This is a genomic window from Brevundimonas sp. PWP3-1b1 (genome assembly GCF_049896065.1).
In the GTDB taxonomy this organism is placed as follows: domain Bacteria; phylum Pseudomonadota; class Alphaproteobacteria; order Caulobacterales; family Caulobacteraceae; genus Brevundimonas; species Brevundimonas intermedia_B.
This window is the reverse complement of sequence record NZ_JAFCTO010000001.1, coordinates 204,454-225,830: the sequence shown is the minus strand read 5'-3', so window position 1 is coordinate 225,830 and position 21,377 is coordinate 204,454. Positions and strand designations below refer to the sequence as shown.

20 protein-coding genes and 1 riboswitch are annotated in these 21,377 nt (G+C 67.5%); of the genes, 11 read left to right on the top strand and 9 right to left on the bottom strand.

The window, feature by feature from the left end:
* Positions 1-53 precede the first annotated feature (53 nt).
* Entirely contained in the window at positions 54-884 is an 831-nt protein-coding gene (locus ACP69V_RS01090; protein WP_426022312.1) for a hypothetical protein, read from the top strand.
* Positions 885-894: 10 nt separating this feature from the next.
* Here the strand turns inward: ACP69V_RS01090 and ACP69V_RS01085 are convergent, their stop codons facing one another.
* The gene (locus ACP69V_RS01085; RefSeq protein ID WP_426022311.1) at positions 895-2,004 is read right to left on the bottom strand and encodes a phytase; all 1,110 of its coding nucleotides are present in this window, start codon (positions 2,002-2,004) and stop codon (positions 895-897) included.
* Between the two features lie 261 nt (positions 2,005-2,265).
* Here ACP69V_RS01085 and ACP69V_RS01080 point away from each other — a divergent pair, with 261 nt between their 5' ends.
* Both ACP69V_RS01080 and lpdA read left to right on the top strand, forming a co-directional pair.
* The gene (locus ACP69V_RS01080; protein WP_426022310.1) at positions 2,266-4,518 is read left to right on the top strand and encodes a TonB-dependent receptor plug domain-containing protein; all 2,253 of its coding nucleotides are present in this window, start codon (positions 2,266-2,268) and stop codon (positions 4,516-4,518) included.
* Between the two features lie 196 nt (positions 4,519-4,714).
* Positions 4,715-6,115, top strand: a complete 1,401-nt coding sequence (gene lpdA / locus ACP69V_RS01075; protein ID WP_426022309.1) for a dihydrolipoyl dehydrogenase — start codon at positions 4,715-4,717, stop codon at positions 6,113-6,115.
* Between the two features lie 91 nt (positions 6,116-6,206).
* Here lpdA and ACP69V_RS01070 read toward each other — a convergent pair whose 3' ends face one another.
* Both ACP69V_RS01070 and mutS read right to left on the bottom strand, forming a co-directional pair.
* Complete coding sequence (locus tag ACP69V_RS01070; protein WP_426022308.1) at positions 6,207-8,039, bottom strand: methyl-accepting chemotaxis protein; 1,833 nt, start codon at positions 8,037-8,039, stop codon at positions 6,207-6,209.
* A gap of 97 nt (positions 8,040-8,136) precedes the next feature.
* Positions 8,137-10,818, bottom strand: coding sequence for a DNA mismatch repair protein MutS (gene mutS / locus ACP69V_RS01065; protein WP_426022307.1), 2,682 nt, complete (start codon positions 10,816-10,818; stop codon positions 8,137-8,139).
* Between the two features lie 75 nt (positions 10,819-10,893).
* Positions 10,894-11,079, top strand: a riboswitch (cobalamin riboswitch).
* Positions 11,080-11,225: 146 nt separating this feature from the next.
* Here mutS and ACP69V_RS01060 point away from each other — a divergent pair.
* The gene (locus tag ACP69V_RS01060; RefSeq protein ID WP_426022306.1) at positions 11,226-13,052 is read left to right on the top strand and encodes a TonB-dependent receptor plug domain-containing protein; all 1,827 of its coding nucleotides are present in this window, start codon (positions 11,226-11,228) and stop codon (positions 13,050-13,052) included.
* On the opposite strand, the gene ACP69V_RS01055 is transcribed toward ACP69V_RS01060, so the two are convergent.
* The 3 genes from ACP69V_RS01055 to ACP69V_RS01045 all read right to left on the bottom strand — a co-directional run bounded on the left by ACP69V_RS01055 (position 13,036) and on the right by ACP69V_RS01045 (position 15,351).
* Positions 13,036-13,956 (bottom strand): aldo/keto reductase, encoded by a 921-nt coding sequence (locus ACP69V_RS01055; protein WP_426018808.1) that lies wholly within the window; start codon positions 13,954-13,956, stop codon positions 13,036-13,038. The two genes, ACP69V_RS01060 and ACP69V_RS01055, sit on opposite strands and share 17 nt — an antisense overlap.
* 94 nt (positions 13,957-14,050) lie before the next feature.
* Positions 14,051-14,686, bottom strand: a complete 636-nt coding sequence (gene maiA / locus ACP69V_RS01050; protein ID WP_426022305.1) for a maleylacetoacetate isomerase — start codon at positions 14,684-14,686, stop codon at positions 14,051-14,053.
* A complete protein-coding gene (locus ACP69V_RS01045; RefSeq protein ID WP_426022304.1) occupies positions 14,683-15,351 on the bottom strand; it encodes a fumarylacetoacetate hydrolase family protein in 669 nt (222 codons plus the stop codon). Before ACP69V_RS01045 ends, maiA begins: the two co-directional genes overlap by 4 nt.
* A 136-nt stretch (positions 15,352-15,487) precedes the next feature.
* Here ACP69V_RS01045 and ACP69V_RS01040 point away from each other — a divergent pair, with 136 nt between their 5' ends.
* The 7 genes from ACP69V_RS01040 (at position 15,488) to ACP69V_RS01010 (ending at position 19,702) form a co-directional block, all read left to right on the top strand.
* On the top strand, positions 15,488-15,832 hold the full coding sequence (locus ACP69V_RS01040; RefSeq protein ID WP_135193936.1) for a DUF883 family protein: 345 nt from the start codon (positions 15,488-15,490) through the stop codon (positions 15,830-15,832).
* A complete protein-coding gene (locus ACP69V_RS01035; RefSeq protein WP_426022303.1) occupies positions 15,832-16,242 on the top strand; it encodes a hypothetical protein in 411 nt (136 codons plus the stop codon). The genes ACP69V_RS01040 and ACP69V_RS01035 overlap by 1 nt, the downstream gene beginning before the upstream one ends.
* Before the next feature lie 109 nt (positions 16,243-16,351).
* The gene (locus ACP69V_RS01030) at positions 16,352-16,531 is read left to right on the top strand and encodes a DUF1328 domain-containing protein (protein ID WP_425986382.1); all 180 of its coding nucleotides are present in this window, start codon (positions 16,352-16,354) and stop codon (positions 16,529-16,531) included.
* Between the two features lie 137 nt (positions 16,532-16,668).
* Positions 16,669-17,292, top strand: a complete 624-nt coding sequence (locus ACP69V_RS01025) for a hypothetical protein (RefSeq protein WP_426022302.1) — start codon at positions 16,669-16,671, stop codon at positions 17,290-17,292.
* A 2-nt stretch (positions 17,293-17,294) separates the two neighbouring features.
* Entirely contained in the window at positions 17,295-17,597 is a 303-nt protein-coding gene (locus tag ACP69V_RS01020; protein ID WP_135193933.1) for a winged helix-turn-helix domain-containing protein, read from the top strand.
* A 21-nt stretch (positions 17,598-17,618) separates the two neighbouring features.
* Positions 17,619-18,398, top strand: a complete 780-nt coding sequence (locus tag ACP69V_RS01015) for a tyrosine-protein phosphatase (RefSeq protein WP_426022301.1) — start codon at positions 17,619-17,621, stop codon at positions 18,396-18,398.
* Positions 18,395-19,702 carry an anthranilate synthase component I family protein gene (locus ACP69V_RS01010; RefSeq protein WP_426022300.1) on the top strand — a complete coding sequence of 436 codons (1,308 nt, stop codon included), beginning with the start codon at positions 18,395-18,397 and terminating at the stop codon, positions 19,700-19,702. The genes ACP69V_RS01015 and ACP69V_RS01010 overlap by 4 nt, the downstream gene beginning before the upstream one ends.
* 2 nt (positions 19,703-19,704) lie before the next feature.
* Here ACP69V_RS01010 and ACP69V_RS01005 read toward each other — a convergent pair whose 3' ends face one another.
* The 3 genes from ACP69V_RS01005 to ACP69V_RS00995 are packed head-to-tail and all read right to left on the bottom strand — an operon-like array spanning position 19,705 to position 21,223.
* Entirely contained in the window at positions 19,705-20,202 is a 498-nt protein-coding gene (locus tag ACP69V_RS01005) for a TadE/TadG family type IV pilus assembly protein (RefSeq protein ID WP_426022299.1), read from the bottom strand.
* Between the two features lie 38 nt (positions 20,203-20,240).
* Positions 20,241-20,783 carry a TadE/TadG family type IV pilus assembly protein gene (locus ACP69V_RS01000; RefSeq protein WP_426024013.1) on the bottom strand — a complete coding sequence of 181 codons (543 nt, stop codon included), beginning with the start codon at positions 20,781-20,783 and terminating at the stop codon, positions 20,241-20,243.
* 38 nt (positions 20,784-20,821) lie between these two features.
* Entirely contained in the window at positions 20,822-21,223 is a 402-nt protein-coding gene (locus ACP69V_RS00995) for a pilus assembly protein N-terminal domain-containing protein (protein WP_426022298.1), read from the bottom strand.
* Between the last annotated feature and the right edge of the window lie 154 nt (positions 21,224-21,377).

Here is a 21,377-nt window from a genome sequence, read left to right as displayed (position 1 = left end):
GCTCCAGGTCCGGCTGCGCCAGCTTTAGCTACAGTCATTTTTGGGACACGACGATGACCTTGGCATTCGCGTTGATGCTGGCTCTTGCGGCAGGCGACGCCCAATCCGACACGGCGATCCCGCCGCAGGTTCCCACCCTGGCACTGGATCAGGTCCGAGGGGCCGATCCGGCGGTGCTGGCGGCGCGGGTGCTGCCACCAGATGCGGCATCCAAGGTTGTCGGCGGGCTGGTACGTCGCCAATGGGCACCGGGACAGGTCTACTTCATAAGGCTGGACGAACGCGCCGAGATTCACGCGCCCGAAATGTGCCGACGGTTGTCCCATATCGGCGGGGCGGGGGCGCCGGCGGCCGTAGAGGCGGCGTCGGGCGATACGCCTTTGGCGCTCCAGCCCTTCAGTCCTGTCATCTTCTACGCGCCGACCTATCCAATGACGGCCAACGACGCGATGTGTCAGACCGCAAAGGGCTGGATCGGAACTCCGCCAGACCGGCCTGAGCCGACACTACGGATGCTGGCGCGCCTGACGGACGCGATGCGCCAGGCAGCCGGCGACGCCCGTCTGCCCTTCGACATCGCCTGCACCACCGAGACATCCCATTCGACATCGGGGCCTTGTCCGGACGCACGCCGGGCCTTGGCCGATCTGCCGTTGAACAGTCTTTTGGGCATCCATCTGCAGAACACCCTCTATCAGGACGAACCGATTCAGAACGGCGTCCGCGTTCGCAAGATGCAGCCCGTGGAAAACGGCCGCTGGCCTCAGGCGACGGTCAGTTTCGACGCGTCGCCGCCAGATTGGCGATCATGGACCGTGATCCTCAAGGGCGTTGATCGGCTGGAGGCGGTCGAGATGAGGCGAACCACCATCATCCGCCACTGAGACCTAAGTTCTACAGCCCCAACGCCCGCCGAATGTCGCGCCAGTCGACGTATTTGAAGTTCTGGGTGCCGACGTCGTTGACGTCGTCCTGGATGACGACCAGGCCTTCGGGGAAGGGGCCGACCGGGCCGCTGGCGGCGGCGAGGCCGTCCGTGCCGGTGATGCGGTCCACCGCGCCGTCCACGACCTTGAACCGGCCTTTATATTCCGGCGCCGCGCCGTCGATACGCCAGACGGGGAAGTTGGAATCGCCCTGGCTGGAGGCGATCAGGTAGCGGCCCGAGGCGTCGGTGATGGTCGTCAGGCCCTCGGCGTCGGCGACCAGAACGTCCTTGGCGATGGGCTGGATCAGGGTGCGGGCCGCGCCCGAGGCTGGGTTCAGGCCGTAGCGCCACAGGCCCACATTCTCCTCGGTGATATAGAGGGCGTCGGTCGCCTCGTCGGCGGCGCAGCCTTCGGAGATGGTGCCGATCTCGGCGCGGCGGACCTCGTGGGCGGCGGGCTTGCCGTCGGCGCCGACGCTCAGGATGAACTGGCGCAGTTCGCCCTCATGGCCGACCAGGATGGCGTGGACCTCGGCCCCGCGACGCGCGAAGCAGAAGCCGTAAGGTTCGATCACGTCGGTGGCGACGGCGCCCCAGTAGCGCACGCCGTTGTCGCCGGTCCCGGCCGGGTCGAAGGTATAGAGCGAGATGCCGGTCTTGCCCGGCGTGCGGTCGCTGGCGCCCAGCACCACCTGCGGCCGACCGCCGACCGACAGGCCCTCGACCACATCGACATTGTTCAGCAGGCCCTCGGGCAGGAACTGCAGGATCTGGCCGTCGAAGCCATAGATATAGAGGCCGGACTTCTTGTCCGTGCCGGCGACGAAGCCGGGCGTTTGTTTGCCCATTACACTGACGGGCGCAGCGCTGGCCCAGACGGCGGGATCGTCGGCGGCGTCCTGGCCCGCCGTGCCGACCGACGGGGTTTCCAGCACGGCCTGGACCGACGCGCCGGGGCCGACGAAGCCCTCGCCCTCGCCCTGGAAATCGACTTCCGTCGTGGCGCAGGCCGCGAGCAGGGCGAAGACGGAAACGGCGGCGGTGAAACGGGCGGCGCGTCGGATCGGCGAAGTCATGGCAGGTTCCCGGGTGTGATTTCGTCACGTGATTTCGTCGGGGCCCAGATCAAGGCCGACCGCCGACAGGTCAACGGACTTATGGTGACGGTTTGAATGCGGTTCGATGACGCATGATCGGTGTCGGGACGGATCGTCGCGCAACTGTCCTGAAACCGCGAAATCGCCGTCGTCGAAACGTCGCTTTCGCGTCGCCAGTCCCCGCTATCGGGCCGCCCATCGGCAGAGGTGAAACGTCGCCCGCCGCTGGGGATCATCGAGATGAAAATCAAACTGCTCATGGGCGCCGCATTGGCCCCGCTCGCCTTCGCCGCTCCCGTTCTGGCCGCCGACGAGATCGCGCCGCAGCAGACCGCCCAGACGCCCGTCACGGCGCTGGAAGAAGTCGTCGTCACCGGCGAGCCGGCCATGCGCAACCGCACCGACGACGTGGTGCCGACCCTGTCCTACGACCTGGACTATTTCCAGCGGTTCGAGCCGCTGACCGCCGGCGACGCCCTGAAGCGCGTGCCTTCGGTGACCTTCCTGTCGGACGTGCTGGAATCGGACGGCGTGCGGATGCGCGGTCTGGACTCGGCCTATACGCAGATCCTGATCAACGGCGAGCGGGTTCCCGGCGCCAACCTGGATCGCTCCTTCTTCGTGGACCGCATCCCCGCCGAACTGATCGAGCGGGTCGAAGTCGTTCGCTCCTCGTCGGCCAACCGCTCTGGCGACGCGGTCGCCGGCGCCATCAACATCGTGCTGCGTGACGCCCTGTCGCTGGACGGCGGCTATGTCCGCCTGGGCGCGCTGCATTGGGAAGACAGCGAATACGGCCAGTGGGGCGGCACCTACGGCGCCGTCTGGGGCGGCCAGGTCGGGCCGGGCCGCCTGCTGATCGGCGGCAACATCCAGGATCGCCGCAATCCGAAGCAGAAGTTCTCGGAACGCTATTCGGAGCCGAACGGCGAACTGACCGACACCGAGGCCCAGACCGACACCCGCGACGGCACCGACTATTCGGCCAACCTGTCGTATGAGATGCCGGTCGCCGGCGGAAACCTGGAACTGAGCGGCGTCTTCGTTCGCACCGACCGCGTCCAGGACGAAAGCTCGATCGAATACGACGAGGGCGACGTCAACGACGTGGCCAAGGTCAATGCGAACCCGCTCGACATCCTGACCGACAACTGGGCGGTCAACAGCCGTTATGAGCGCGAGATGCTGGGCGGCGAGACGACCTTCAAGCTGGGCTACGCCAGCATCGACGACGAACAGTTCGAGCAGGAAGAGGAACTGGACGTCGGCGACGAGGTGATCGAGGGCGAACGCACCCGCACCAACGTCACGGACGAGGAAATCCAGGCCGCCATCGAGCACAAGATCAAGCTGGGCGGCGACATGGAGCTGGAATTCGGCGTCCAGTATTCGAAGAAGAACCGCGACAGCACGGTCTTCTCGGCCGATGCCGAAGTCGAGGACGAGCCGGTCTTCCGCGCCTTGCTCGACAGCGAGTACGGTGATTTCGAAGCCGTCGACGGCGGCATCAACTCGATCGAAGAGACCCGGATCGACCCCTACATCATGCTGTCGGGCGAGAACGGCGCGGCGAAGTGGGAGGCCGGCCTGCGTTACGAGACGACCGACTTCTCGATCACGGACGAGACCGTCGACGCCGCCGACCGCACCAACGACAAGGACTATGGCATCCTGCTGCCGTCCGCGAGCGTGCGCTTCAAGCTGTCGGACAGCGACCGGATCACGGCTTCGGTGGCCCGCACCGTGCGCCGTCCGAACTTCGACTTCCTGTCGCCGGCCCTGCTGGAAGGCGAATACGGCGACAACGACTTCATCGGCAATCCCGACCTGGAGCCGGAAACGGCGTGGGGCGCGGACCTGGGCTTCGAGCGTCGTCTGGGCCGCCGCGGCGTGATCGGCGTCAACGCCTTCTATCGCGACATCACCGACCTGATCGAAATCACCAACACGGGTGAAGAGGCCGAGGACGAACCGGACGCCTTCCGCCTGACGGCCGAGAACGTCGGCGACGGCCAGGTCTGGGGCGTCGAGTTCGACCTGTCCACGCCGCTGGACTTCATCGGCATGGAGCACACGGGCGTCTTCGTGAACTATTCGTGGCTGGACAGTTCGGTCGACGACTTCCTGGGCGAGCGTCGCTTCAACTCGCAGTCGGACTATGTCTTCAACGTCGGCTTCACCCAGGACATCCCGACCTGGGGCGCGGCCTTCGGCGCCACCTATCGCAAACAGGGCGACGCCAAGAGCCGGATCGTCGGCGAAGAAGTCGTCACTTCGTACGGCGGCGACCTGGAAATCTTCATCGAGAAGCAGGTCGCCTCGAACGTGGTGATCCGCTTCACCGGTTCGAACCTGCTCGACTCGTCCAAGGACGAGGTGTTCGACAAGTTCAACACCATCGCCGACCAGATCGACCGCGACTACGATGAGTTCGAGATCGAATCCGAGAACGCCGGCCCGGTGTTCCAGCTGGTGGCGCGGATGGCCTTCTGAGGCCTAGCCTTTCCAGACGACGAAGGGGGCCGGGCGGCGACGTCCGGCCCTTTTGCGTGGCGGCGCCCCTCCAAAGGTCGCATTCGCGACCCCATATGCCGGTGGGGCGGTTGACCCCGACGGGGCGGCTGCCTACAGCCCCGAGAGCCTGTATTCGCGGGGCCTCTCCCCCCGCACCGAACGATCAGAGGACACCATGGCCGAAGCTTCCTACGACGTCGTCATCATCGGCGGAGGCCCTGGCGGCTACAACGCCGCGATCCGTGCGGGCCAGCTGGGCCTGAAGGTCGCCTGCGTCGAGATGCGCGCCACCCTGGGCGGAACCTGCCTGAACGTCGGCTGCATGCCGTCCAAGGCCCTGCTGCACGCCTCGGAAATGTGGAACGCCGCCAACAGCGAGTTCGCCAAGATCGGCATCGAGGTCCAGCCCAAGCTGAACCTGGGCCAGATGCACAAGTCCAAGGACGAGAGCGTCACCGCCCTGACCAAGGGGATCGAGTTCCTGTTCAAGAAGAACAAGGCCGACTGGATCAAGGGGCGCGGCAAGATCGTCGGCAAGGGCAAGGTCGAGGTGACCGCCGCCGACGGTTCGGTCCAGACGCTGGACGCCAAGAACATCGTCATCGCCACCGGCTCGGAGCCCACCCCCCTGCCGGGCGTCGCCTTCGAGGACGGCAAGGTGATCGATTCCACCGGCGCCCTGTCCCTGCCGGCCGTGCCCAAGAAGCTGATCGTGGTCGGCGCCGGCATCATCGGCCTGGAGCTGGGTTCGGTCTGGCGTCGCCTGGGCGCGGAAGTCACCGTGGTTGAGTTCCTGGACCGCATCACGCCGGGCATGGACACCGAGGTCGCCACCGCCTTCCAGCGGACCCTGACCAAACAGAGCATGAGCTTCAAACTGGGCGCCAAGGTCACGGCCGCCAAGTCGGTCAAGGACGGGGTCGAGCTGACGGTCGAGCCTTCGGCCGGCGGCGCGGCCGAAACGATCAAGGGCGACGTCGTCCTGATCGCCATCGGCCGTCGCCCCTACACCGAGGGACTGGGTCTGGAGAGCGTCGGCGTCACGCCGGACAAGCGCGGCTTCATCGACCACGACCACTTCAAGGTCGCTGACGGCGTCTGGGTGATCGGCGACGTGACCCACGGCCCGATGCTGGCGCACAAGGCGGAAGAAGACGCGGTCGCCGTGATCGACACCATCGCCGGCAAATACGGCCACGTCGACTACGCCCTGGTTCCCAGCGTGGTCTACACCTTCCCCGAAGTGGCCTGGGTCGGTCAGACCGAGGATCAGCTGAAGGCCGCCGGCGTCGCCTACAAGAAGGGCAAGTTCCCCTTCACCGCCAACAGCCGCGCCAAGATCAACCACGAGACCGACGGCTTCGCCAAGATCCTGGCCGACGCCGCCACGGACAAGGTGCTGGGCGTCCACATCATGGGTCCGCAAGCCGGCGAAATGATCCACGAGGCCGCCATCACCATGAGCTTCGGCGGCGCCTCGGAAGACATCGCCCGCACCTGCCACGCCCACCCGACTCGTTCGGAAGCCGTCCGCCAGGCGGCCATGGATGTCGAAGGCTGGATGATGCAGGCCTGATCCGGCGCTGCGTCGAAAGGCGCAGGCTCCAGGACAAGAAAAAGGCCCGGTCGACGTTCGTCGGCCGGGCCTTTTGCTGTTCAGAGGTGCGTCAGGCGGCCCAGGCGTTCTCGCGGCCCTGGGCCCCGCTGCCGTTGGTTTGGCGGCCTGCGTCGATGCTGAAGCGCGACACCAACTCGGCCAACTGCTCGGCCTCGTGGCTGAGGGCCTGGTTGGCGGCGGTGGTCTGTTCGACCATCGCAGCATTTTGTTGAGTGGTCTGGTCCATCTGGTTCACGGCGACGTTGACCTCGGCGAGACCCACCGCCTGTTCGCGGGCGGAGGCGGCGATTTCGGCGGCCAGCAGGTTGATGTCGGCGACCTGGCTGATCAGGGCGGTCAGGGCGCTGCCGGTCTGGGACACCAGTCGGGCGCCTTCGCCCACGCTGGCGCTGGAGGCGGCGATCAGCCCCTTGATCTCGCGCGCGGCGTCGGCCGAACGCTGTGCCAGGGCGCGAACCTCGGAGGCGACGACGGCGAAGCCGCGACCGGCCTCGCCGGCACGTGCCGCCTCGACCCCGGCGTTCAGGGCCAGAAGGTTGGTCTGGAAGGCGATCTCGTCGATGACGCCGATGATCTCGCCGATGCGGCCCGAGGTGCTTTCGATCTGACCCATGGCGGCGGTGGTGTCGGCGATGATCCGCTCGCGCTCCTCGGCGCCGCTGCGGGCCTTGGCGGTGATGCCGGCGGCGGACTGGGCGCCCTCGGCGGTCTTCTTCACCGTGACGGTGATCTGATCCAGGGCTGCGGCGGTTTCTTCCAGGGCGGCGGCCTGCTGCTCGGTGCGGCGCGACAGGTCGTTGGTCGCGGTGGTGACCTCGGCCGTGCCGGAGCGCATCGCGCCGACCAGTTCGATGATGTCGCCCATGGTCGCCGTCAGGGTGTCGGCGGCGGCGTTGTAGTCGTCCTTCAGCTTCTTGCTGCGCTCGGCGAAGGTGGTGGTGATCCGGTAGGTGAGGTCGCCGCGCGCCAGGGCCGCCAGGCCGTCGCCGAGGGCCTCGACCACCACGGCGTCTTCGGCGGCCAGACGTTCGCGTTCGGCCTCGCCGGCGAGGCGGGCGGCGCGGGCGCTTTCACGCATGGTCTCGGCCTCGGTCTCGGTCTCCTTCTGACGCACGGCGGCGTCGCGAAAGGCGATGACGGCGCGCGAGATCTGGCCGATGTCGTCGCCGCGCGAGACCCAGGGAGCGTCGAAGTCGGTGCGGCCCTGACGCAGGGCCTCCATCCGGTCGCACAGGCCCTTCAGCGGCGAGAACATCCGGCGCGACACGACCAGGCAGGCGCCGACCGTCAACAGGGCCACGACCAGGCCACAGGCGAACAGGGCGATCATCACATTGTTCACCGAGGCCATGAAGTCGGCCTTGGGAATGCCGACATACAGCACGCCGATGGTCTGGCCCGCCGTGGTCTTGATCGGGTCGTAGGCGACGAAATAGGGCTTGCCCAGGATGTCGGCCTGGCCGCGATAGGGCTTTCCGTCCTTGAGCACGGCGTCGAAGACCGGGCCGGGCTTCAGCCGGGTGCCGACCGCGCGCGAGCCGTCGTCCTTGACCACATTGGTGGTGACGCGCAGGTCGCCCAGGAAGACGGTGGCGGTGCCGCCGACCAGGGTCTTCACCCGATCCACGGGGGCGGTGAAGTCGTTCATCGGCGTCGAGCCGACGTAGAGTTTGCCGTCGCGCGCGGTGAAACCGTCGCCGTAGTCGGCCAGCACGTCCCAGGCGACCCGCATGTTTGTTTCCTGCCGCTCGGCCGCTCTGGCCGCCGCGTCGCGGGTCAGAAGGACGGCGGCGACCGCCATCACGGCCAGGGTCAGGGCGCCGAGGGCGGCGATGACCATCAGGGCCGTCTTGGCCGAAAGGGAAAGGGCGCTGAGCTTCATTGTCTCGTTCGGTTGGAGCGGCCGGAGAGGGTGAGGCTCAACTCTGGCCGAACGAGGTTAAGATTCTCAACCTATAGGGAGTCTTGCGTAGTTGTGGTCAAGCCAGGCCCTTCAGCCGGTACAGGGCTTCCAGCGCTTCGCGGGGGCTGAGGGCGTCGGGATCGACGTCCTGCATGGCCTTTTCCAGCGGCGAGGGACCGCGCATCGGCTCGGGTTCGGCGACGGCGAACAGGGGCAGGTCGTCCAAGCGTGCGGCGGCGGCCTTTTCGCCTTCCAGCCGGTTCAGAACCGAGCGGGCGCGGGCGACGACGGCGGCGGGGACGCCGGCCAGTTTGGCGACCTGAACGCCATAGGACCGGTCGGCCGCGCCGGGCGCCGCCTCGTGCAGGAAGACCAGCTCGCCGTTCCATTCGCGCGCGACCATGGACAGGTTGCAGACGTGGTCCAGCCGCGTCTCCAGCTGGGCCAGCTCATGATAGTGGGTGGCGAACAGGGTGCGGGCGCGGTTGGTCTCGTGCAGCGCCTCGGCCGTTGCCCAGGCGATGGCGAGACCGTCATAGGTGGCGGTGCCGCGTCCGATCTCGTCCAAAACGACGAAGCTCTTCGGCGTGGCCTGGGTCAGGATGGCGGCGGTCTCGACCATCTCCATCATGAAGGTGGAGCGGCCGCGCGCCAGGTCGTCGCCGGCGCCGACGCGACTGAACAGCCGATCCACCACGCCCAGCCGCATAGAGCGGGCGGGCACGAAGGCGCCGGCCTGGGCCAGGATCACCAGAAGCGCGTTCTGGCGCAGGAAGGTCGATTTACCCGCCATGTTCGGCCCGGTGACGATGGCCAGGCGCGATCCGTCCTGGCCCGACCCGTCCAGACGGGCGTTGTTGGGGGTGTAGGGCGCCCCTTGCGCCTTCACCGCCGCCTCGACGACGGGGTGGCGACCGGCCTCGACGCAGAAGGTCAGGGTGTCGTCCACCACGGGCCGGGTCGCGCCGACCTCCTGGGCCCATTCGGCGAGAGCCGCGTGGGCGTCCAGTTCGGCCAAGGCCTCTGCCACCGCCTGCAGCGGCTGGGCCAGGCGGGCGGCCTCGCGTCGCCAGCCCTCGAAGGTCTCGCCCTCTATGGCCAGGGCGCGATGGCCGGCCTGGCTGATCTTGGCGTCCAGTTCCGACAGTTCCACGGTGGTGAAGCGGACCTGGCTCGCCAGGGTCTGGCGATGGATGAAGGGGCTGTCGGGACCGGCGCGCAGCAGGCCCTCGGCGGCCTTGGCGCTGGTCTCCAGGAAATAGCCCAGGACGGCGTTGTGCTTGATCTTGAAGGGCACGCCGGATTCGGCGACGGCGCGGGCTTCCAGGTCGGCGACGACGCGGCGGCTGTCATCGCGCAGGGTGCGGGCGGCGTCCAGTTCGGGGCGATAGTCGGGCCGCACATAGCCGCCGTCGCGCGCCAGGTGCGAGGGCTCGTCCACCAGGCCGTCGATCAGATCGGCCTTCAGCCGCGACACGTCGGTCGACAGGGTCAGTCGGTCCAGGGCCGAGGCGATGCGGCGGGGTTGGCCGGTCAGCGGATCGACTTGCCCGACGAACAGGCCGGCGACGCCCTCGGCGATCGACAGGCCGATGCGCACCGCCGCCAGGTCGCGCGGGCCGCCGCGACCGAGAGCCAGCCGTCCCACGGCGCGGGCGATGTCCGACGACGCCTTCAAGGCCTCGCGCAGATCACGCCGCAGATCGCGCCGTTCCAGCAGCCATTCGACGGCGTCGAGTTGCTCGTTGATCGCCAGCGGATCGCGCAGGGGCCGCGCGATCCGTTCGGCCAGGGCGCGCGCCCCGCCCGAGGTGACGGTGCGGTCGATACAGGCGAGCAGACTGCCCTCGCGCTCGCCGCGCTGGGTGCGGTCGATCTCCAGACTGGTTCGGGTCGCCGGGTCGATGGCGAGGAAGCCGCTCTCGCCCAGACGGCGCGGCGGGGCCAAGGCGGGAACCTTGCCGGCCTGGGTCGTCTCCAGATAGGCGGCGATCAGGCCCAGCGCCGAGACCTCCGCCTCTTCGAAGGCACCGAAGCCGTCGAGCGCCGAGACGCCGTACAGCCGCTCGACCCGCACGCGCGCGGCCTGCGGTTCGGCGATGGCGCTGGCCAGCGCCTGGACCACGCCGCCCGAACCATCCAGCGCATCGCGTGTGGCCTCGTCCGAATACATCCGGTCGGTGACCAGAACCTCGGAAGGCCGGAAGGCGGCCAGCGCCGCGCCCAGGTCTTCGATGGAACAGGCGACGGAATCGACGGCGCCGGACGACAGTTCGACCACGGCGACCGCCGCCCTTCCTTTGCGCACCGCGACCGCCGCCAGGCGATTGGCGCCGCGCGCGTCCAGCAGACTGTCCTCGGTCAGGGTGCCGGGCGTCACGACCCGCACCACGCCGCGATGGACCACGGATTTGCCGCCGCGCTTCTTGGCCTCGGCCGGGTCTTCCAGCTGTTCGCAGATGGCGACCTTGTGGCCCATGCGGATCAGGCGGGCGAGGTAGCCCTCCATGGCGTGAACCGGCACCCCGGCCATCGGGATGTCCTCGCCCTGGTGCTTGCCCCGCTTGGTCAGGGTGATGCCCAGGGCGGCGGCGGCGACCTCGGCGTCCTTGAAGAACAGTTCGTAGAAGTCGCCCATGCGGAAGAAGAGGATGGCGTCCGGCTGACCCGCCTTGGCCGTCAGATATTGCGCCATGAACGGCGTCGCGCCCTCCAGCGAAGCGGCGATTTCGGGCGGGTGAGTGACGGGGGCGTTCATGTGGCGACAGGGTGACGGATCGCGCCCGGCGGCTCAAGGCCGTTGAACGGCCCTTGCACAGGCTTGTCGCCCCTGCGATAGGCCGCGCCAGGCGGTTTAGGGAACACGGTGAGACACCGTGGCTGTGCCCGCAACTGTAGGCGGCGAGAGCGTCGTCCGTCCGGGGTCTGACGACTTCGGCGCCACTGGGAAACTGGGAAGGCGAGGACGACGGTTTTTGACCCGCAAGCCAGGAAACCTGGCCGCCTGTGTCGCTCGCTGCTGTCCGGGACCAGACAGAGGCGCGGGGACTTAACCGTCGCAGCGACCCGACCTTGCGCCGTCCAGACCCTCGCGGTCTGGCGGGTCGGCTCGCTCATGACGGTCTCTCGCGCGCACTCGCGGGACCGAAACGGGGATCTCGCTCAATGAAGCGTTCCATTCTTCTCTCGACGGCTGCGATAGCCGCCGCCTTCGCCGCGCCTGCCTTCGCCGCTGATGATGCGACCCAGCTGGACGACGTCGTCATCACCGCCACCCGCATTCCCGCCATCGTCGCCGACACGCCCGGCGCCCGCGTCATCGACGCCAAGACCATCGAACAACGCGGGGCGATCTTCGCCGCCGACATCCTGGCCGACGTGCCGGGCCTGTCGGTGACGCGCTCGGGCGCCTTCGGCGGCGTGGCCCAGGTCCGCATGCGCGGCGCCACGCCCGGTAAGACCCTGGTGCTGGTCGATGGCGCGCCCGTCAACGACGCGGCCGAGCCCAACGGCGCCTATGACTTCTCCAGCTTCGAGCTGGCCGACATCGAGCGCATCGAGGTGCTGAGCGGGCCCCAGTCGTCGCTCTGGGGCTCCGACGCCATCGGCGGCGTGATTGCCTTCACGACCAAGGAGATCGACGGCGTGCGCGCCGAGGCCGAGGCCGGCAGTTTCGACACGGTGCGCGGCCGCGTATCGGCCGGCGTCGCCAACGAGACCTACGCCGTCAGCGCCTATGTTTCGCGCTTCGACACCGACGGCATCTCCGCCGCCGACGAGGCGGACGGCAATCCCGAGGCCGACGGATTCCGCAGCACGACCCTGGGCGCCAAGGGCCGCTACGCCTTCTCGGACCTGGTCAAGGTCGACGGCTCGGTGCGCTGGAACAAAAGCAAGGCCGACCTGGACGGCTTCCCGGCCCCGACTTTCGCGTTGGCCGACACCGACGACACCCAGGAAAGCGAGCAGTGGTCGGGCTTTGGCCGGGTGACCGCCCAGGCGTTTGGCCTGAACCATCAGTTCAGCGTCTCCGCGTCGGATATGGACCGCTCCTCGGTCAGCGACGGCTTCGGTTCGACATTCACGGGCGACCGCCAGGCCTATCGCTGGCAAGCCAACGGCGCGATGCAGGACATCGACTATGCGTTCGGCGTCGAGCGCAACGAGGCGTCGGCGGCCCTGTCGTCGGGCCTGTCGCGCGACCTGTCGATCACCTCGGTGTTTGGCGTGGCCCAGTATGACGTCGGCGCGCTGAACCTGAGCGGCGGCCTGCGTTACGACGACACCGACGACTTCGGATCCAAGACGACGGGACGGATTTCGGCGGCCTATGATCTGGCCGGCGGCTTCATCCTGTCGGGCGCCTATGGCACGGGCTTCAAGTCGCCGACGGTCAGCCAGGCGGTGTGCGACTTCTGCTTTGCGCCGCTGCCCTATCCCGAACTGAAGCCGGAAACGGCCGACAGCGTCGAGATCGCCCTGGGCTGGGCCTCGGCCGACGGCCGGTTCGACGGTCGCGCGACCCTTTATCGCCTGAACGTCGAGGACCAGATCACCTATACGGCCGGCCGTTACATCAATGTGGCCAAGACCCGTTCGGACGGGTTCGAGCTGGAAGGCCGCGCGCTGCTGGGGGCCGGTTTCGACCTGACGCTGGCCTATGCCTGGACCGACGCCGAGGATCGCTCGACGGGCCTGCGCCTGCTGCGCGTGCCGGAACACGCCGGTTCGGCGACCCTGGGCTGGACGGGCGACCGGGTCTCGGGCGCGCTGACGGTGCGGGCCGAGGGCGACCAGGATGACAGCGGCGGCTTCTCGACCGTGGCGCGCGACGGCTTCGTCACCGCGAACCTGAACGCGGCCTATGAACTGACCGATCAGGTCACATTGACGGCGCGGATCGAGAACCTGAGCGACGAACACTATCAGCAGGTGTTCGGTTACGGAGAGCCGGGACGGTCCGGCTATGTCGGGATCAGGCTGCGCTACTGATCCGGGCGCGGGCGCCGGCGGTGAAGGCCGCCGGCGCTTCCAGCGCCAATGATCCCCAGTCCAGATTGGGGCAGGGGGCGTGGGCGGCAGCTAAAATGGCGCGCAGTTCGGCGGCAGAGGCGACGCTGGCCACGACCTTGTCCACCCCTTTGAGCGCCAGGGCGTAACCCAGGGCCGCCTGCATCGGATCGCAGCGTTGCTCGGCCAAGCGTCTGCGCGTGCGCGACAGGGCCTGGGCGTGGCTGGCCAGTTCGGCCGGCAGATCGTCGCCGCCCGCGAACAGCAGGCCGCCGGCGAAGACCGAAGACAGATGAACGGATGCGCCCGTATCGGCGATGGCCTCCAGCACGCCGTCCTGGGCTGCGCGCTGGTCCAGCAGGCTGCACGGCACCTGAACCACGTCCGCTTCAAGACGGCGGGCCAACAGGGCGGGGCCGTCTTCCAATGTGGCGCAGAAGCCGATGCGGCGATAAAGGCCGCGATCCTTCAGGCTGCGGGCGCGATCCCACAGGGCGCGACCTTCGGCGCCGGCCAAATCGGCGGCGTTGGAAATCAGCAAAACGTCGCCGCGGGGCAGGCCCATCCGTTCCAGCGAGCGCCGGGCGCGGGCCTCGACCCGGTCCAGACCTTCGCTCAACGGCACGGTCCGCACCGTGACCTGGAAGGGCGAGGGGAAGGGCCAGGCCTGACCCAGCAGACGCTCGCCGTCGCCCTCGGGCCGGGTGGCGATCAGTTTAACCCCGGCGTCGGCTCCCGTCTGAAGCAGAAAACGCATGGCCTCTTCACGGGCGCCGGACGGCGCGCTCATGAAGGCGCCGGGCGCGCGTTCGGGCTCTGTCACCACGGCGAGAGCCAGGCGATGGATGGGCGACGACGCCGAAGGTGTGGCGGGGGAATACGACACGCCCGCACAATGACGCCCAATGCTTAAGGGACGCTGAGCGAGACCTTAAGCGAACCCTACTTATCCACCGCTGATATGCGCAATCCGGCGAAAATCAGACATCCGCGTCTGGCTGGCGATCCGGGTGGGCCGAGGCGAAGGCGGGGTGGGCCTGGGCGGTCGCCTCGATGGACAGAAGTCGGGGCCAGGGCGACAGGTCCATGTTGAACCGCCGCGCTGAATAGAGCTGTGGAATCAAATAGCAATCCGCCAGCGTCGGCGCGTCGCCGAAACACCAGGCGCCGCCGTGGCGTGCGATAAGGGCCTCAAGCGCATCGAACCCCGGCGCGATCCACCCGGCGGCCCAGGCGTCGACGGTCGCCTGATCGGCCTCGAAATTCGACCTTAACGCTTTCAGCACTCGCAGGTTGTTCAGCGGGTGAATGTCGCAGCCGATCAGGGCGGCCATGGCGCGCACGGTCGCCCGATCGTTAGCGGCTGTCGGCAACAGGGCCGGCTCGGGGTGGGTTTCCTCCAGCCATTCCAGGATGGCCGGGCTCTGGGTGACGATCAGGTCGCCGTGCTGCAGGGCGGGCACCATGCCCTGCGGGTTCAGCGCCAGATAGTCGGCCGTCTTCTGCTCGCCCTTGCGCAGGTCGTGGGCGGCGAGGTCGTAGCCGAGGCCTTTCAGGTTCAGGGCGATGCGGACGCGGTAGCTGGCGCCCGAACGCCAATAGCCGTGCAGGATCATGGCTGGATCTCGAAGCTGAGCGTCTCCAGACCCTCGACGGTGACGACCACGCGGTCGCCGGGGCTGACTGGGCCGACGCCGGACGGGGTGCCGGTGAAGATCAGGTCGCCGGGTTGCAGGCTCCACAGGGCCTGCGCCGCCGCGACGATGCGGTCGGGGTTCAGGATCATGTCGTCCAGCGCGCCTGCCTGCTTGACCTCGCCGTTGACGCTAAGGCCGATGGCGCCGGCGGGATGGGGCAGGGCGCCCAGGGTGATCGGACCGCACGGCGCGGACTGGTCAAAGCCTTTGGCCGCGTCCCAGGGGCGGCCGGTTTTCTTGGCCTCGGCTTGGAGATCGCGGCGCGTCAGGTCGCAACCGACGGCCCAGCCGAGGATGGCGACACCGCCGTCCGCATCCGGCCCGATGGCTGCGACCAGTTCGGCCTCGTAATGCAGATTGGCCGTCGCCGAAGGGTAGGCGGGGTTGGCCCCGTCCGACACCACGGCGTCGCCGGGTTTGGCGAAGAAGAAGGGCGTCTGCTTGTCGGGGTCCGATCCCATCTCGCGCGCATGGGCGGCGTAGTTCTGGCCTACGCAAAGGATGCGACGGACGGGAAACCGCTGGTCCGATCCGACGATCGGCAGCGACGGGACGGGGCGGGGCGGGAACAGCCATTGGGTCATGCGACCGTTCTAGTGCGGCGAAAAGCCCGTGGCGAGGGCAGACGCGGGCGCCCATCTGTTGGAACCTCGTTCGGAGTGTGGCGTTGCCAGACGGGGTTCTCTATTCTACCGCCAAGCTTTAAACGGAGCGCGCATCATGGCCACCACCAAGGCCCGAGAAGACATCAAGGCCGACCTGAAGACCCTCAAGGAGGATCTGAAGACCGGCGCCCGCGAGGAAACCCAGCGCCTGCGCGAAAAGGCCGCCGAGGCCGAAGCCAAGCTGCGCGCCAAGAGCGACGAAGTGCGCGACCAGGCCCGTGGCTATTACGACGAGGCCCGCGTGAAGGGCCGCGAATATTACGACGACGCCGCCGAACGCTTCGACGAGGCGCAACGCTATGTCGTCGAGCGCGTGCAGGAGCGTCCGCTTCAGTCCACGGCCGTGGCTCTGGGCGTCGGCGTCATCCTGGGCCTGCTGCTGGCCGGCCGCCGCCGCTGATGTTCAAGGGCATCGTCAAAAAGCTGGTGGCGACGGCCGTCGTCGCCGCCAGCGTGTTTCTGGCCGTCGTCTTCCTGGGTGTGTCCATCTTCTATGCGCTCAGCCTGACGTTGACGCCGCTGGGCGCCGCGGCCGTGACCTTCGGTCTGTTCGCCCTGGTCGCCCTGATCGTGGCCGTCGTCTTTTTGAAGGGCGACAAGCACGACGAGGACGATGAAGAGGACGAGCCGGAAGGTCTGTTGGCCAAGGTGATCCATATCGTGCGCGAGCGCCCGATCGTGGGCGCCGTCGGCGGTCTGGGCGCGGCTTTCCTGCTGCTGCGCAATCCGGCCCTGGCGGCGATCGTCGCCAGCATGGTCGCCGAGCGCAAGATGGATCAGGGCGGCTATTCGCGCCGTCGTCGTCGATAAGGCGCCCGAAGGACGGAACGGCCAAGCCGCGACGACGTTGATGTATCGGACCGACGAACGGCTCTCGGGTCGCCGACGGCAACATCAACTCAGGAGAGCCAAACCCATGATGCGTTGGGCAATTATCTTCCTGGTCGTGGCCTTGGTCGCGGCCGTCCTCGGCTTCGGCGGCATCGCGAACTTCTCGTTCGAGATCGCAAAATTCGTCGCTGTCGTCGCCATCATTCTGTTCGTCATCGCCCTTGTGGCCGGCGGACTTCGCGGACGCGGCGGCACGCCCCGACTCTAACGGGCGAGACAATCGGATTGAGGGGCGGGACTTCGGTCTCGCCCCTTTTTCTATGCGTGAAACGGATCCTGAGAAAGAACTTTACAATACAAAGTTTGTGGGCGATGCTCTCTTATCGGATTGAGGAGGAGAGACCCATGACCCGCGAGACCCAGGCCATTCAGGACGACATCGCCTATATGCGCAGCCTCGCGCACGAGGGGCGCCATGCGCCGCTGCTGGCGGGACCGATGCTGGTCACCGCCGCCATCGTGTTCGGAACCGCCAACCTTGGCCAATGGGCCATCCAGGCCGGGGTTCTGGACGTCAGTCCCTGGGCGCAGCTTTGGCTCTGGATCGGCGCTGGCGTCGTCTTTGCCGTCGCGCTGACGATGCTGATCGGGCGTATGAAGGGCAAGCCGGGCATGAACTCGGCCGGCAACAAGGCGGTGGGCGCCGCCTGGACCGGGGTCGGCTACGGCATCTTCGTCACCTGGCTGGCCTTGGTCGCCCTGTCGGTGAAGACCGGAAACTGGTCCTGGATGGCGGTGATGCCGACGACGGTGCTGGTCGCCTATGGTTCGGCCTGGATGATCGGAGCGGCGATGACGAAAACGCGCTGGATGTCGTTCACGGCCCTGGCGGCCTATGCCGGCGCGGTCGCGGTGGCCTGGTTCGTCGATAGCCCTGCGATCTATCTGGTCTTTACGGTCGTCCTGATGGCCGTGGCCCTGGTTCCCGGGATCATCCTGATGCGTCAGGAACCGTCGGAGATCGTCTGAGCATGGCCGACGATTTCGATATCAGCCGGATCGACGATGTGATCCACGGGCGCATCCGGCTGGGGATCATGGCCTATCTGTCGGGTGCGGGGACGGCGGACTTCACCAGTCTGAAGGCCCGGTTGCAGACCACGGACGGCAATCTGTCGGTCCATCTGCGCAAGCTCGAAGAGGCCGGTTTCGTCGCGGTGACCAAGAGTTTCAAGGGCCGAAAGCCCCTGACCGAGGCCAGCCTGACCGACCAGGGACGCGACGCCTTCGTCGCCTATCTGGATGCGATGGCGGGTCTGCTGCCAGAGCGATGAAATCAAGCTAGAAGCGTGGGTATGACCACCCGCCTTCATGCCTTCGAGGCCATCGACAACTTCCGCGACTTTGGCGACTACGCCACGACGGCCGGGCGGCGCGTGCAGCCCGGCCGTCTGCTGCGCTCCGCCCACCACGCGCGGGCCAGTGATGCGGACCTGGAGCGGCTGCGGCGGCTGGACATCGGGGCCGTGGTCGATCTGCGCCGGCCCGGCGAACGTCGCGATCAGCCGTCGCGCCGGCCGGAGGGCTTCACCGGACGGGTGATCGAAGGCGGCGTGGACGACGGCGCCGAGGCGCCGCACATCACCTTCCTGAAGACCGCCGACCTGACGCCCGAGTCCGGGCGGCGGTTTATGGAAGCCACCTATCGGACCCTGCCGTTCGATGAGTCGCATCAGGACGTCTTCGCTCGCTATTTTCAGGCTCTGGCCGATCAGGACCGGCCGGTAGTGATCCACTGTGCGGCGGGCAAGGACCGCACGGGGTTTCTCGCCGCCCTGACGCATCATCTGCTGGGCGTGTCGCGCGACGACATGGTCGAGGACTATCTGCTGACCAATACGGCCGTCGATCTGGCGGGGCGTGCGCCCGGCATCGCCAAACAGCTGCACAAGGTGACCGGCCGGATCGCCTCGGACGACGCCATCGTCGCCTTCCTGGGCGTGGAGGCCGCCTATCTGGAGGCGGCGTTCGCCAAGGTCGAGGCGCGGCATGGGTCGGTGGACGCCTATCTGCGTGACGCCCTGGGTGTCGATACGGCCCGGCGCGACCGGATCGTGGAGCGACTGTCGGCGTGAGCGATGTTCTGAGCCACGTCGTCACACGCGATGCGCCGTGGGTCGAGCCGGTCGAGGTCGCAGCGGGTCTGGGCGGCGGGGACGGCGTGCTGGCTCTGTTGTCGGACGGCGGACCGGGCGGGCGCTGGTCGCACGTCGCCACGGCGCCGGACCGCGTTCAGGTCGGCCCTGTCGATGACGCCGTGCCGTTCCAGGCGCTGAGAGATCCGGCGTTCGGCGCAGGCGTGGTGGGGCTGGCCGCCTATGACGCGGGCGCGCGGCCGGCGACGGGTCGGCGAGAGACGACATGGCCCGACCTGATGCTGGCCCGCTACCCGGCCATGCTGACCTTTGATCATCATCAGCGCACCGTGCGCGCGGTGGGGCGAGGGGCGACGGCGGAGAGGGCGGGTGTGGCCGCAGAGGTCGCCCTCGGCTGGTTGGCCAACGCCGCCGTCGTCGCGCCACAGTCGGCGCCGGCCGAGACCTTCGAAGCCGAAATGTCGCCGGGCGCCTATCGCGCCGCCGTGTCGGACGTGGTGGAGCGGATCGCGGCGGGCGAGCTGTTCCAGGCCAATATCGCGCAGGCCTGGTCGGGGGCGTTGAAGCCGGCCGCCGATCCGTTCGACGTCTTTCTGCGACTTCAGCAGGATCGCGCCTCGCCGTTCGGGGCCTATTGGCGGATCGGGGAGCGGGCGCTGGTGTCCAACTCGCCCGAACTGTTCCTCGCCTTCGACGCCGCCAGCCGCCGCATTGAGGCCCGCCCGATCAAGGGCACCCGCCCCCGCGCCGCCGATCCGGTCCAGGACGCCGCCTTGGCGGACGAGCTGAAATCCAGCGCCAAGGACCGGGCCGAGAACCTGATGATCGTGGACCTGATGCGCAACGACCTAGCGCGGGTGTCGCAGCCGGGATCGGTCCGCGTCGAGACCCTGTTCGAGATCGAGAACCATCCGACCGTGCATCACCTGGTCTCGACGGTGACGGCTCAGGCCGACCTCGGCATCGGCCCCGCCGACCTGCTGGAGGCGACCTTCCCGCCGGGCTCGATCACCGGCGCGCCCAAGCATCAGGCCATGAAGGTCATCGCGGCGCACGAACCGCCGCGCGGGCCCTGGTGCGGATCGCTGTTCCTGATCGAGGAGGGCGGCACGTTGACCGCGTCGGTCCTGATCCGCACGGCCAGCTTTGAACGCGCCGGCGACGTCTGGCGTTTCCGCACCCTGGCCGGCGCGGGCATCGTCGCCGACAGCGATCGGTCAGCCGAGGAGGCCGAGACCCACGCGAAGATTTCGGCGCTGCGGGAAGCCTTGGTCGGTTTTTAGGTTCAGCAACCGGTACAAGGGATGAAGTCCACCGATCGGGGTCGCAGATAGGCCATGCGCTTGAAATCCGGGGCGGCTTTCGTCAGTTCGCCGAACGGTGACTTGTAGTCGTACTCCGCCTCGGCGACGATGGCCGTCTCGCCGATGGCCAACAGGTCCGAAGGGATATTGTCCTCGGTGACGGTCAGCTTGTCATCCATGCCGTCTCCGACGCCGACGCTCCAATCCACATTGTAGTTGGTCTCATCAATGCGGGTGACGCTGCTGACCCGCTGTTTGAGAGCGGCCGTTGGAAACGGCTTCATAATCAATACGCCGATGTCGAGAACGTCTTCGGCTTCCTGCTTGGTTATTACGTCTGACCGCGACACGATATCCGCCACCATCGAGGCGATATGACCCGTGCGCTTCAAAGCCATATAGCCCTGACACAACTCGGCCATGCCAAAGTAAATCAGGATCATGATCGGGGCGATGAAGGCGAACTCGATCGCCGCCAAGCCGCTTGTGTCACGCGCCCATGACCTCAATCGCAAAGTCATGATGAAGATCCTGAGGGCGGCGGGGGCGGCGGGGCCGGAAACCCTTCGTTGCGGAAGGCCGTGGCCGCGGTGAGCAGAACCTTGCCCTTTCCAATCCGTGAAACAGATTGGTTCAGGAAGGGCGTGACCAGGGGGTACGCATACCACACCCGCACCAGAACCAGACTATTCGGGCCGCCGTCGTCATAGGTGGTCTTCTCGGGGTCGATGGCGTCGTCTGTGATCGGATCCTTGAGGTCGTCCACACCGAACTGCGAAATCACACGCACGTCGATCGTCGCCCTTTTGTCGCAGTCGTCCTGGAACAGCGCCATCCGGCTGCAAAACTCCGACTTGAAACGCGCCTTGTCAAAGCCTTGGGTTTGCGCCTGACCGGTGCGGACCAGACGGCCAGTGTCCATCGTCGCCGTCTCCAGCATCGCACTCGTTATGAAGACGATGCCCAGTTCCAGGATCGAGAAGATCACCAGAAAGAACGGAATGGCGACCATGGCGAACTCAACGGCCGCGACCCCTTCGCGTTCGCGCCGGCGTCGCATGCGCCGCATCAGTGATCCCCTGAACGTCAAGGCGTCGATCAGGGCGCGGTAGAGCCGGTCGCCGGTGCGACGCGGATGCTGGGCGCGCATGAGGCGCCGCACGTCATTTCGGTCGCCTGACCGCCACGCCAGACGCGAACCGAACCCGTCGAACCGCCCGAGACGACGATCTCGCGCTGGAACAGGGTGCGGCCTGCGCCATCGACGGCGACGACCTCGGTGACGCCATAGCCCTTGCCGACGATGAACAGTGTGTTGGCGTCGACCATGGAGACGTCGGCGATCTGGGGGTTGCCGACGATCACGGAGGCGGCGGCGCCGCGAAGCTGAACGCGGGCCGAGCGGTCGATCTCGACATTGAGCGCGCCGTCCTGCGCTTGGGCAGCCAGGGGGGCGACTAGGAGGGCGGCGGCGAAAAGGGCGGCGGGGAGGCGAGACATCGGCGGCTCTGAATGAGGGCGCGTGCAGACGCGGACGCACGCATCATGCCGCCGTGATCCTCAACAAAGGCTGAAACACCAAGATGAGAATTTTCTTTGGTGAATCCGCGCGTAACCAAACCTCGTGACTCAGATTTAACGGGGGGCAGGCATT

Bases quoted from the DNA above. Each gene is read 5' to 3' on its own strand.
- ACP69V_RS01090 (WP_426022312.1), top strand. From the start codon at position 54: ATGACCTTGGCATTCGCGTTGATGCTGGCTCTTGCGGCAGGCGACGCC.
- ACP69V_RS01085 (WP_426022311.1), bottom strand. From the start codon at position 2,004: ATGACTTCGCCGATCCGACGCGCCGCCCGTTTCACCGCCGCCGTTTCC.
- ACP69V_RS01080 (WP_426022310.1), top strand. From the start codon at position 2,266: ATGAAAATCAAACTGCTCATGGGCGCCGCATTGGCCCCGCTCGCCTTC.
- lpdA (WP_426022309.1), top strand. From the start codon at position 4,715: ATGGCCGAAGCTTCCTACGACGTCGTCATCATCGGCGGAGGCCCTGGC.
- ACP69V_RS01070 (WP_426022308.1), bottom strand. From the start codon at position 8,039: ATGAAGCTCAGCGCCCTTTCCCTTTCGGCCAAGACGGCCCTGATGGTC.
- mutS (WP_426022307.1), bottom strand. From the start codon at position 10,818: ATGAACGCCCCCGTCACTCACCCGCCCGAAATCGCCGCTTCGCTGGAG.
- ACP69V_RS01060 (WP_426022306.1), top strand. From the start codon at position 11,226: ATGAAGCGTTCCATTCTTCTCTCGACGGCTGCGATAGCCGCCGCCTTC.
- maiA (WP_426022305.1), bottom strand. From the start codon at position 14,686: ATGATCCTGCACGGCTATTGGCGTTCGGGCGCCAGCTACCGCGTCCGC.
- ACP69V_RS01045 (WP_426022304.1), bottom strand. From the start codon at position 15,351: ATGACCCAATGGCTGTTCCCGCCCCGCCCCGTCCCGTCGCTGCCGATC.
- ACP69V_RS01040 (WP_135193936.1), top strand. From the start codon at position 15,488: ATGGCCACCACCAAGGCCCGAGAAGACATCAAGGCCGACCTGAAGACC.
- ACP69V_RS01035 (WP_426022303.1), top strand. From the start codon at position 15,832: ATGTTCAAGGGCATCGTCAAAAAGCTGGTGGCGACGGCCGTCGTCGCC.
- ACP69V_RS01030 (WP_425986382.1), top strand. From the start codon at position 16,352: ATGCGTTGGGCAATTATCTTCCTGGTCGTGGCCTTGGTCGCGGCCGTC.
- ACP69V_RS01025 (WP_426022302.1), top strand. From the start codon at position 16,669: ATGACCCGCGAGACCCAGGCCATTCAGGACGACATCGCCTATATGCGC.
- ACP69V_RS01020 (WP_135193933.1), top strand. From the start codon at position 17,295: ATGGCCGACGATTTCGATATCAGCCGGATCGACGATGTGATCCACGGG.
- ACP69V_RS01015 (WP_426022301.1), top strand. From the start codon at position 17,619: ATGACCACCCGCCTTCATGCCTTCGAGGCCATCGACAACTTCCGCGAC.
- ACP69V_RS01000 (WP_426024013.1), bottom strand. From the start codon at position 20,783: ATGCGACGCCGGCGCGAACGCGAAGGGGTCGCGGCCGTTGAGTTCGCC.
- ACP69V_RS00995 (WP_426022298.1), bottom strand. From the start codon at position 21,223: ATGTCTCGCCTCCCCGCCGCCCTTTTCGCCGCCGCCCTCCTAGTCGCC.